Annotated in this window: 13 protein-coding genes; 1 reads left to right on the plus strand and 12 read right to left on the minus strand. The window is 37.8% G+C overall.

The window, feature by feature from the left end:
* Nucleotides 1-547: 547 nt before the first annotated feature.
* From QYB95_RS13725 to QYB95_RS13755, 7 genes are all read right to left on the minus strand, one after another.
* On the minus strand, nt 548-1156 hold the full coding sequence (locus QYB95_RS13725) for an alpha/beta hydrolase (RefSeq protein ID WP_301138913.1): 609 nt from the start codon (nt 1154-1156) through the stop codon (nt 548-550).
* Nucleotides 1157-1175: 19 nt separating this feature from the next.
* Nucleotides 1176-1787 carry a flavin reductase family protein gene (locus QYB95_RS13730; RefSeq protein ID WP_301138914.1) on the minus strand — a complete coding sequence of 204 codons (612 nt, stop codon included), beginning with the start codon at nt 1785-1787 and terminating at the stop codon, nt 1176-1178.
* 11 nt (nt 1788-1798) lie between these two features.
* A complete protein-coding gene (locus QYB95_RS13735; RefSeq protein WP_301139005.1) occupies nt 1799-2737 on the minus strand; it encodes a ring-cleaving dioxygenase in 939 nt (312 codons plus the stop codon).
* 437 nt (nt 2738-3174) lie between these two features.
* The gene (locus QYB95_RS13740) at nt 3175-3768 is read right to left on the minus strand and encodes an NADPH-dependent FMN reductase (protein WP_301138915.1); all 594 of its coding nucleotides are present in this window, start codon (nt 3766-3768) and stop codon (nt 3175-3177) included.
* Nucleotides 3769-3786: 18 nt separating this feature from the next.
* Nucleotides 3787-4770: a ring-cleaving dioxygenase gene (locus QYB95_RS13745; RefSeq protein WP_301138916.1), complete on the minus strand. Its 984-nt coding sequence runs from the start codon at nt 4768-4770 to the stop codon at nt 3787-3789.
* 211 nt (nt 4771-4981) lie between these two features.
* A complete protein-coding gene (locus QYB95_RS13750) occupies nt 4982-5509 on the minus strand; it encodes a YceI family protein (RefSeq protein ID WP_301138917.1) in 528 nt (175 codons plus the stop codon).
* A 192-nt stretch (nt 5510-5701) separates the two neighbouring features.
* Nucleotides 5702-6700, minus strand: coding sequence for a M23 family metallopeptidase (locus QYB95_RS13755; RefSeq protein ID WP_301138918.1), 999 nt, complete (start codon nt 6698-6700; stop codon nt 5702-5704).
* 235 nt (nt 6701-6935) lie between these two features.
* Between QYB95_RS13755 and QYB95_RS13760 the strand changes: the two genes are divergently transcribed.
* Entirely contained in the window at nt 6936-7253 is a 318-nt protein-coding gene (locus QYB95_RS13760) for a thioredoxin family protein (protein WP_301138919.1), read from the plus strand.
* A 170-nt stretch (nt 7254-7423) separates the two neighbouring features.
* On the opposite strand, the gene QYB95_RS13765 is transcribed toward QYB95_RS13760, so the two are convergent.
* From QYB95_RS13765 to QYB95_RS13785, 5 genes are all read right to left on the minus strand, one after another.
* Nucleotides 7424-8452, minus strand: a complete 1029-nt coding sequence (locus tag QYB95_RS13765; RefSeq protein WP_301138920.1) for a hypothetical protein — start codon at nt 8450-8452, stop codon at nt 7424-7426.
* A gap of 173 nt (nt 8453-8625) precedes the next feature.
* The gene (locus tag QYB95_RS13770) at nt 8626-8970 is read right to left on the minus strand and encodes a GIY-YIG nuclease family protein (RefSeq protein ID WP_301138921.1); all 345 of its coding nucleotides are present in this window, start codon (nt 8968-8970) and stop codon (nt 8626-8628) included.
* Between the two features lie 27 nt (nt 8971-8997).
* Nucleotides 8998-9753 carry a DUF2087 domain-containing protein gene (locus QYB95_RS13775; protein ID WP_301138922.1) on the minus strand — a complete coding sequence of 252 codons (756 nt, stop codon included), beginning with the start codon at nt 9751-9753 and terminating at the stop codon, nt 8998-9000.
* A gap of 558 nt (nt 9754-10311) precedes the next feature.
* Nucleotides 10312-10527, minus strand: coding sequence for a hypothetical protein (locus tag QYB95_RS13780; RefSeq protein WP_301138923.1), 216 nt, complete (start codon nt 10525-10527; stop codon nt 10312-10314).
* Nucleotides 10528-10751: 224 nt separating this feature from the next.
* Entirely contained in the window at nt 10752-11456 is a 705-nt protein-coding gene (locus QYB95_RS13785) for a TerC family protein (RefSeq protein WP_301139006.1), read from the minus strand.
* Nucleotides 11457-11568: the final 112 nt, after the last annotated feature.

Raw genomic sequence — 11568 nt, forward strand, 5'->3', positions numbered from 1 at the left:
GTATTCATTAACGTTTTGTTGTTCAGTTTTCAAGGTTCATATCGCATCATCGTTTTTCAACAGCGACTTTTATATATTATCACGTTCTCTCTTTAGTGTCAACAACTTTTTAAAAATAAGTTTCGAAGACTACTTGAGACAACTTTTATATAATATCAATTTATCAACTCGAAGTCAATTACTTTTTCGATATTTGATAAATTACTTTCACGTCACCGTAGCGACTTTTACTATATTACAACCCTAGGCGCTACATGTCAACACCTTATTTAAAAAAGAAACTGTTTGATTTCAACCATATCAAAACACTACTCTCTACGTTAAATTAAGAAATAATTTAAAAGCTAACTTAGACAAAAGCCTCGGAAGTTGTTCTCAAAAAATAAAACTCTATTAGAGAATTATATTAAAATTAGCGTAGACAAACTTTGTCTACGCGTAAAATAAGTGACAAATATCTCGCGATGGTTACCTCGTTCATACTCTCATGCACATCATGATTAATTGAGGTTATCTTCAGCTTATAAGCGTCGTCTTTTGAATTTATCTAAATAAGATTTTGTTCATACCATTGTTTCGCTGCTCCAACTTCACTCATCGTTAGTTGATGGCCGCGATTTTCCCAATGTACATTTACAGAAGCTCCTGCAGTTTCTAGCAATTGTTGAAGTTCCACAGACTCTTGTTGCGGGCAAATCGGATCGTTTGTGCCAGCTGCTATAAATACGTTCTTAGTTTTTAAATCCGGTAATTCTACTCCGCGTCTAGGTACCATTGGATGGTGTAGAATCGCACCCTTTAAAGCGTCTTTATAATGGAATAAGAGACTGGCAGCAATATTGGCACCATTTGAATATCCGATTGCTACGATGTTTTGACGATTAAAGTTATATTCCTTTGATGCATCATCTAAAAATGCATTTAATTCGTTTGTACGGAAGATTAAATCCTCTTCATCAAAGACACCTTCTGCTAAACGTCTAAAGAATCGAGGCATGCCATTTTCCAATACATTCCCTCTAACGCTTAAATAAGATGCTTCCGGATCCACGATTTCTGCTAATTGCACTAATCCATTTTCGTCTCCACCCGTACCATGCAGCAAAAGCAATACAGGCTTATCTGGATTTGTACCCTCTTTAAATATGTGTTTCATCTTTATACCTCCTAGTCTATTAATCAGGCCTTTTAATCGAGAATAACCCACCTATTTCTGCATATTCGGCCCCCGCCAGACGGCTAACCGGGTTTAATCTCTCCACATTTATCCTTCCATTTTCTTCGTAAATCTCATCACTTAAATGGAATTGTACTACTTCACCTATCACTAAATCACTAATCACCCTGCCCTCAGATTCTAGAGGTATGGCTTTGACCAGTTTGCATTCCATCCGGACCTTTGCTTCTTTTATCCCCGGTACGCTAATTAATTTGCTTGGCAATTGCGTCATCTTAGCAAGCTCTAGCTCACTTTTGTTGTACGGTAATCGGGCAGCTGTTTCATTAACCTTCTCCACATTATCCCGATCTACAATATGAACAACAAATTCTTCATTACTTTTTATATTTCTTGCCGTATCCTTTATATTTCCATTCTCCCTTTGGATAGCCAAAGAAATCATTGGAGGATGTGCACATACTATATTGAAGTAACTGAAGGGTGCCCCGTTAACGATCTTTTCATCCGAAATCGTTGTTACAAAGGCAATCGGTCTCGGAATAATGGAACCTTTAAGGATTTTGGAAACTTCGTGTTCAGTTATAGCATTCGGGTTTATGGAAATCATATTATCTCTCCTTAATCAAGTGATTTAACTTCAATAGGAATGAGTGACATTTCTAAGCGGTCTCGCAAATGTTCATATTGTTCAGGAAGCATTAATTGTTTGCCCATTGTCTCATAAGATTCATCATGAGCAAAACCTGGTGGATCAGTAGCGATTTCGAATAAAATTTCCCCCGACTCACGGAAGTAGATTGCGTCAAAGTAGTTTCGATCTTTTATTTCAGTCACGTGCTGGCCATGATTCATAGCATATTCCTGCCACTCTTGATGATCCGCAGCATCCTTTGCGCGCCACGCAATATGGTGGACTGTCCCAACACCCATTGTTCCACGTACGCCAGTTGTCATTTTTACATCAATAATATTGCCAATATCGGCTGTTGCTTTAAAACGAGTATAATCCCCTTCTGTCCCAACAGTTTCTAAACCCATTACATCAACCAGTGTAGCAGCTGTTTCTTGTGGTCGAGCGGAATATAAAATAGCGCCGCCGAAACCTTTAATCGCTACTTCCTTAGATACTCCACCAAAAGTCCATGGATTTAATTCTCCTTCTTCACGTTCAACAATTTCAAGATGGAGACCATGTGGGTCGTCAAATTGAAGATAGGCTTCCCCAAACCGTTCTGCTTCTATATATTCAATATCAAATTGCGATAGGCGATTTCTCCAAAATTCCATTGCTCCAGTAGGTACTACATAGGTTGTCACACCTACTTGGCCATCGCCTATTCTCCCCTTATATGCATCTGCCCAAGGGAAAAAGGTAATAATTGAACCTGGTTTACCACCTTCGTTACCAAAGTATAGGTGATATGTTCCAGGGTCATCAAAGTTAATTGTTTGTTTTACTAATCTTAGACCTAATATACCTGCATAAAAATCTATGTTTTCTTGAGGATGCCCAACAATAGCTGTAATGTGGTGAATCCCTGCTGTATGTTTTTTCATCATTATTTGCCTCCTAGATTTATGTCAGCATAAAATCTGAGCACATCCTTCAATCCTTTTTAATTGATTTGCTCAAATTTTATACTTTTGATTTATATACAACATGCACACAAGCATGTGCACATGTTGTAATTGTAAGAATCCTACTCATGCGTCTTTTGCTCTTTCTGCCGCTGGGCGAGCACCTTCCGCTTTTCTTGTCTAGCTGCAGGTGCTAGCTCCTCCACAACTTCAAATTCGCCTGCAAGGACGAAAAACGTCCTTTGGTCGATTTCTCCAGTTGCGTTCGGAGCTGGGCGAGCACCTTCCGCTTTTCTTGTCTAGCTGCAGGTGCTAGCTCCTCCACAACTTCAAATTCGCCTGCAAGGACGAAAAGCGTCCTTTGGTCGATTTCTCCAGTTGCGTTCGGAGCTGGGCGAGCACCTTCCGCTTTTCTATTAGCGGATTGTTTTTAAAGCTGTTGCCCAAGGTATTACTTGGTCGAGCATTTGATTTACTGAATCGGCTTGAACTTCTTTCGGTTTGAAGTCAGTTCCATTCTCGAAATCAGTGAATAAAGATAATGCAGGGTGTACACGTACATCCGCTACTAGTAATTCACCCAAGATTCCTCGTAAGTGTTCCGCTGCACGAGCTCCACCTACCGAACCATAAGATACGATACCGGCAGCTTTGTTATTCCACTCTTCACGCAAGTAATCTAATGCGTTCTTAAGTGCTCCTGTAATAGAGTGGTTATATTCTTGTACGATGAATACAAATCCATCCTGAGCGGCTACCGCCTGTGACCAAGCGGCTGCTCCTGAAGCATCACCACCAGCTTCGCCTAGTAAAGGTAATTTGTAATCCGCAATATCGATAATCGTGTAGTTAGCATCACCGCGTTTATCCGCTAATTCTTTTACCCAAGCGCCTACTTGAGGGCTTACACGTCCTTCACGAGTTGAACCTAAAATAATCCCGATATTTAATTTTGTCATTGTTTTCTCCTCCTCCTGCTTTTTACCGAATAATTTATCTAGAAACCCCATCTGATAAAATTCACTTCCTTATTCGTATTCTTTTTCAAAGTGTTTTGTACTGCGGACTGTATCAATAGGTCTTACCAATTTTTCGATCTGGTCACGTTTTTCTTCGAAGAAAGGTGGTAAAGATAACTTCTCACCGAGTGTTTCGTATGGTTCATCACCCATAAAGCCTGGACCGTCTGTTGCCAATTCAAACAAAATTGAAGGAGCTGCATTCGTATAAAGCGAGCCAAAAAAATAACGCTCCACATATCCCGAGTTAGGTAACTTAAATCCTTGTAAACGTTGTTGCCAAGCTTCCAAGTCCGAACGGTCATCTACTCGGAATGCTGTATGATGAACAGTCCCAAATCCTTGTCTAGCTTGAGGAAGGACCGTATTGTATTCAAGAATTACTTGTGCTCCGTTACCGCCTTCACCCATTTCAAATAGGTGGAATGAGTCTTCCTGGGCAATTTCTCTCATAAAGAATACTTGTTCCAAAACCTCTTTAAGGTAATCAAAGTATGAAGTGCGTACAAAGATTGGCCCTAAACCCGTAATGGCATATTCTAAAGGAATCGGCCCGTTTTGCCATGGTGTTCCAGATTCTACTCCTTCATTAAACTCATCAGAAATTAATTGATATTGTTGATCGTCAAAATCAACGAAACCCAGAACCTTCTTACCGAATTGTTCTTTTATCCCCGTGTGCTTCACTTCTAAACGAGTAAAGCGTTTTTCCCAATATTCCAATGCGTCATCATTTGGTACACGGAATGATGTCTTTGAAATCTCATTTGTACCATGGACACCCTTAGAGATACCAGGGAAATCAAAGAATGTCATATCTGTCCCCGCACTTCCAACGTCATCACTAAAAAATAAGTGGTATGTTTTAATATCATCTTGATTCACTGTTTTCTTTACTAAACGAAGGCCCAATGTATAAGTAAAGAAATTATAAATTTTTTCTGCACTACTTGTAATTGCAGTTACGTGGTGCAGACCTTTTAATTCATTCATCAGAATTCCTCCTAATTAATATCTCGAATTCGAGATATTTAGTTAAAAAAATATTTGCCTCAAATTTTCTATATTATTATGGTTCTGTTACTGCACTTTTATTCAATAAGTATTGTCTTCGACTTAGAAAATCCCTAATAGTAAAATAACCTTTTCTATTTAATAAGAGGGCAAACTTATGGAATGCCCTCTTAATTTTCCTTGCCTAGGCTTATGCAGCTGGGTTAACTTCTAATTCAACTTTGATTTTGATGTCTTTACCTACTAAAACTCCACCAGTTTCAAGAGCTGCGTTCCAAGTTAAACCGAATTCTTCACGGTTAATTTTAGCTTCTGCTTCGAAACCATAAACTTCTACGCCCCATGGGTTTTTACCTTTACCGCCATATTCAACATCAAATGTTACTGGTTTTGTTACATCCTTGATCGTTAAATCACCAGTTACTTTGTAGTCATCACCATCTCTAGTGATGCTTGTTGATTTGAAGTCGATTGTCGGGAATTGTTCAGCATCAAAGAAATCCGCACCTTGTAGGTGATTATCACGGTCTTCGCTGCGAGTATTAATGCTCGCCACATCAAATTTGAATGCAATTGCAGCTGTAGTTAAGTCTGCAAGATCTGCTGCTTCTACTTCTGCTGTATAAGCATCGAAGTTTCCTTTCACTTTAGAAACCATCATGTGTTTTACTTCAAATCCTACACTTGAGTGAGATTGATCTACTGTCCATTTTGCCATTTTAAATTTCCTCCAATTTTGTCTCGAAATCGAGATATTATATTAAAAAAATAATTTAACTTACGAATTCATTTTTTGTTTGGAATTAATTTATCTTTAATTCGAGATAAATTTAACATAGTTCCAACCACCTTGTCAATATAGGGTTTGAATTTTTTTAAAAGGTTGCCCATTTTTAGAGCAACCTTATAATTATTTCTTTTGCTGTTTCGTATATTTCTCCCATTGTGTAAGAGATGGATAAGGGTCGAATGCCCATTCCGTACGACCATTAAACTTATACATCCCGTAGTGTAAATGTGGCGGGAACTTACCGGAAGTACCTTCTTTTCCATAACCCGAACTACCTACGCCACCAAGGAGCATTCCTGGTTCTACTAGATCCCCAACTTTTAAATCCTTGTTAAAGTAGGCTAAATGGGCATAGTAATGATAGGTATTGTGATTATCTCGTATTCCTACACGCCATCCACCAAATTCATTCCATCCCATTACTTCTACTACACCATAAGAAGTGGAAACTACAGGTGTACTGTACCCTGCAAATATATCCGTTCCTTCATGTATACGCCTTCCGCCCCATCCCCGGTTGGCACCCCATGTTCCTCGGTAGCTATAATTATAACCACGTACAGGAACCGGGAAAACATGCGTATCCAAATCAATCGTGTCATAATTTTTATACATTTTAGCTATTGTTAATATCTGATTAACAACCTCCTCGCTCTGGTAATAATCATACAAAGCGAGTTTGAAATCTTCTTCTGTTGGGCCAAACTGACTTAAATAGTTAACCAGTGTAAACATCACATCTTCGTCATCTTCACGACTCGCATCGCCATCACCATTCCCATCGAGTCCTAAACCTCCGAAATATTCAATTGAAAAAATGGAAGTATCATCAGGTTGAGGGTTCATTGCCCCCACCCAAGACTCTTTAGAAAACTGAATGGCAATGGTGCTTTCTCGTTTTGGGATGTCCGGTCTAACCGCTTGGATATTCCGTTCATATTGGTCAATAGCCGCTAAATTATACCAAGGAACAATATGATCCTGGAATTGGATATACATAGACATACGTTGTTCGACTACTTGTTCCTGTGAAGGTGCCTCATTTGCTTTTACCTCGTAGGAAAGAATTGTGCCGCCAGTTAATAAGCCTATAAACAATGCAATTAAATGCCGAACCAAATGGAACCCTCCTTTCATCATTTAGAATGTGCAGTAATTTTCATTCCATGAGTAGAGAAACAAATGCTCCTCAAATCAATTGGTACAATGGTACAAAAACTCGGTTTATCTGATGGATATATTTTGTTCGATTTGTGGGATAGTATTAAAAGAAGATTTTGTTATTTCTTAGCTTCCTTATAGGAAATAACTTATTGCTTGTGGTAAGATAAGGAAAAAGCAAGGGGGAATTAAAATGGAAAACTTACAATCGGTTGAGCAATTTGAGCAGTTAAAAGCTAATGGAAAGACAATCTTTATGTTTTCGGCAGATTGGTGTGGAGATTGCCGTTTCATTGATCCTGTTATGCCAACAATCGAAGAGAAATATGCGCACACATATCAATTTATCAAAGTAGATCGTGATGAATTCATCGATTTATGTATCCAATTGGATGTATTCGGCATCCCAAGTTTTGTTGCCTTTAGTGATAATGAAGAAATCGGTCGTTTTGTTAGCAAGGATCGTAAAACACAAGAAGAAATCGAAGCATTCATTGATGGTTTAAAATAACAGTCATGATTTTTGAATCTGCGGGTACTATAACTGTACAATATCTTGAATTAAAAAAGCGCCTCTTTAAAAGACGCTTTTTCATAATATAATGGATAGATGGCCGCAGAAAATAACATCCCCGACGCAATAGGCGAAGGGGGTTTTTTGCTTCACCAAAAAGCATCTCCTTATGTTTTAGGTTTGAGGGTACTTCGAACAAGCCAGGTAGCTGTGCGAGCCAGAATTTCCGTACGTAATTGAACAAGTTCCTCAAACTCATAAAAGTATAAAAGCTTTTCTTCCCTTACACTTCTTCCATTTGGAGTTTTTGTTAAGACAAAATGGGCAAAGGATTCTGAAAAATCCTCTTCCGGAGAATACATGGCATATCTCGATACATAAAAATCCTCTATCTTGCCATGTCCACCGGTTTCCCAAAACCGTTTATAGAAAGCATTCAAATAGGCACCTTCATAAAAGCAGCCTGAGTCTTTTAAAAATAACGAATTACAGCCTTCTTTTGGTACCCAATAATCAATCTGACTCCCGTTTAAAGAGAGGAAATGCGCGTATTCATGTAAATAGGTGACCAAGGTTTCTGAAGCAAGTTCGATATCTTTATTATTCATTCCCAACGTCCAAAATCGGCCATATTTATCATGCAAGGTTATGTATGCGAGTGTGTCTCCACTTTCAAACACTTCGAATTGGTCGATTTCTTCCCGATATTGTTCTGGAATCAGCCAACTAAAGCTATACCAAAGATTGGAATGATACTCCAAAACCTCTTTTTGAACTTTTTCTTCTGTGTAGATGATTTCTCCGTCATTATCGACATTATAGCTTGCAAGGAGGGTGATTCCTTCCTGACCGGTTGCAACAGATTCTTCATAGACAAGCGAGCCATATTCAGCTTCAAGTTCTGCCACTATTTGATTTCCCCACTCTACACAAGAATTAAAATCATTGCATTCAATATTCAGCGAACAAGTTTTTTCTTCTATGATATAAATCTCATTATCATAGCAAGCATTTACTAACGCAATCTCGTCACTGGAAGTTTCCAACTGTATATCCTCTTCTGAAATCTCGGTAATAGAACTTGTTTCGATTACTGGTTTGGCATATACCGTGACAACTGGCTTTTCTTCCACCGACTCTTCGCAACCGACTAAAAGCATGATGCTGAAAATCAAGAGAAAGCGGAAAATTTTCAAAAAGGGTCCCTCCTCCTTTCGCATATGTCACTATATATTACTAAATCCAATGATTTGAAATGAATGATATTTCAAGTATTTTTTAATGTTTCTCATTAGTAACGGCAACTTACTCGACAATAAAAAAGTGCCCGCTTTAAATACTATAAAGTGTACACTTTTTCTTATACTTTTTAGTTATATCCATTCTCTCCATAAGGTTTCAGTTCATCAAGCCATTTCTGTTCCATTTCCTTTAAGGCTTCTCTTTCGTTAAAGAATGGATTACCCTCATCCTTTTTCAATCTCTCCAAAATTTCGATGGAAAACGCTTCTTTACCAAATTCATTCCATTCTGATTGCAAACCTTTATTCAGATGTGTATTGTTGTTAAGCGTAAATCTAACACCGTTAATCGTTTTTAAGTTTCTTGTACTTTCCACAAACGACTTTCCGTTAGTATTATTTTTAATTTGATAAACACCAGCAACAATCTCGATTTCTTGATACTGTTGCTTTAATTCTTTTTTTCTATCCATATGCCTCACTCACTTTCTGCTGATGCTCTATTTTTTTATCCAATAGGCGCTGCCATCTGCTTTTCGATCAAAAAATCCATATTGGATTAGGTATCTTCTCAGTAATACAAAGTCTTCATAGATTTCTTTTAAAATCCCGTTCATTTCTTTTTCCGTGTATACGGCAGATGCATCGAATCTATCTACAATGGCTCTTAAAATAACAATACGTTGCTTTTCTTTCGGAGGGAATTTTGCTAATGGCCCACCTAGTCCTTCTGTAAAGTATTTATCCAAAATTTTTGCCTGTTCCTCGGTCGTAACAGAATACCGATCATCCACCATTGTTGCATGTTTGTGAGGTGCTACAAATGCCGGTGCATTCTGATCCTTTTCCTTTAACAATTCCATAATGGCAAGCATTGTTTTTGCCTGGCGTTCCTTTTCCTTCAAGACAAAACGATGATGGCGGATTGTAGAGCTGCTCCCTATCGCCATCTCTTCCTGAACTTCTTTATCGCTCTTTCCAGCATAAAAATGGCGAAGAAGTGTTGTTTGGTGTTCAGTCAGCCCTGTAAATTTTTTATCCAGGCCCACTAAATACTCAAACACCGAGCCATGTGTTTGTTCTACATGCAATCGAATAAAACGCTTTGCTTCATACAAAACTTCCCCTTGAGGGTAAATAATGCCCTTCTCTATCCTTTCGCCGCACATCAGGCAGGTATATTGACTTGCATCCTCTGTGTATCCCTTTTTCATTTCCTCTAATGTAGCATTCCAGAATATTTCTGACTGACTCATATATTATGAACACCCCTAACCCTAAACGAAAAATGGAACCGTTTATTTTTATTGTAAACAAATAAATTAATTGTTTGTATAATTACTAACAATTTAACAAAACGTTTAGGAGGTGTCAAGAACGAGATATGGTAAATCGCCAATGGCTTTGTACCAGTGAAACCTTCACTCTATTAGAACGTATACAATATAAAAAACAGGAAGGAGTGCATACGCATTGAATAAAAGTAAATTATTACTCTCGCTATTTGGCGTAGTTATTTGTTTTACTATGTTTGTTATAGGAATGCTTTACTCTGATCAAATAGCAGGATTAACTATAGTGGGCATAATCGGATTGGCAGGGTTCTCATATTTTATCTTTCGCATCGCATTTAATCTGATTGGTCCAAACACAACTAATTAGGGGGATAAGAAATAGGTAATATTACAAGCACTAGTGTTAAAAGTACCTGATTGCTGAATCATCCCCTCCTTAAGATTCGGGTTTTATCTTGACTAGAAAACAACCATAAAAAAAGAGGGAAGTATTTCTCCCCTCCAATTCGTTCTCTTATATTAGTTGACGAATAATAATTTTGCGGCAATATAGTTTCTAGCTTCGGCAGTAAGTAATTGTAGTTGGACAACTTCCCGTTCACTTGCCCCTTCACCGGTAACAAAATCAACGAATGTGCCACTTAAATTCTCAAAAATACTGATGACTTGATAGCCTCTGTCAAAATAACTATCAATTTTATTTTTCTCTTCCATAAAAGTTTCATATTCAGACATGCCTACACCTCACTTTTTACTAAAAGTCGATACATTGACGATAAGCATCTTTACAAGATATGTGGACATACTGCAATTTATAACAAATTTCACGAATTTCGATGGCACAAAACTTCTCTTAATCTGGATTTCCCATCGGAGTAGAGGGAATGGCAAAATCTTATCAAAAAGTGCTTTAAATTAAAAAAGGTGAAAAAGCATAAACTTTTTCACCATCTGTGTATTTAATTCGCCGTACTTTTTTTGCTTCGAACCGCATGAATAATAAAAGTTAAAACAAACGCTAAAACTAATACAATTATAAATAGTTCATTAGGAATGTGTATATCTATGATTGTTAACCCCATTTTGACCGCAATAAATACAATTAACACGTAAGCTGTCGTTTCCAATTCAGGTACTCTATTCATAAGGGCAATAAAGAACGTTGCAATCCCTCGCATCAATAGAATACCTATCATACCGCCAAGCAGCACGACCCAAACTTTTTCGGAAATGGCAAGTGCCGTCAAAATACTATCGACGGAAAAAGCTAAATCCATTAACTCTACACTAATAACCGTTGCCCAAAATACGCCGAATACTTTTACTAACCAGCCCTTTGGTTTTGCGTCCGCTTCTTCTTCTGCATCTTGGCCTTTGCTTTTTTCTCGGAAAAATTTAATGGCCAAGTACAACAGATAAAGTGCGCCTATTAATTTAATCACCCAGAATTTAATTAATACGGTACCTAGTCCGATAAAGATAAAACGGAAAATGTAAGCTCCCCATAGTCCATAAATCAACGCCTTTTTTTGCTGCTCCTTTGGTAGTGGTTTTACAAACGCAGAAAGTACCAATGCGTTATCAGCTGATAATATACATTCCATCACTGCCAAAGATAAAATAAGTCCCCAGCTTTCCGAACTTGATAAAACTTCTACCCACATATGCCAATCAAACAAAGAGGCATAGGTTGAAAATATTTCTTCTAGCACCTTACTCGTCTCCTCAAACTAAAAATTGTAATTTATATATCTTCCAATAGAAAATAAGTATATC

The sequence above is a fragment of the Ureibacillus aquaedulcis genome (assembly GCF_030418165.1).
In the GTDB taxonomy this organism is placed as follows: domain Bacteria; phylum Bacillota; class Bacilli; order Bacillales_A; family Planococcaceae; genus Ureibacillus; species Ureibacillus aquaedulcis.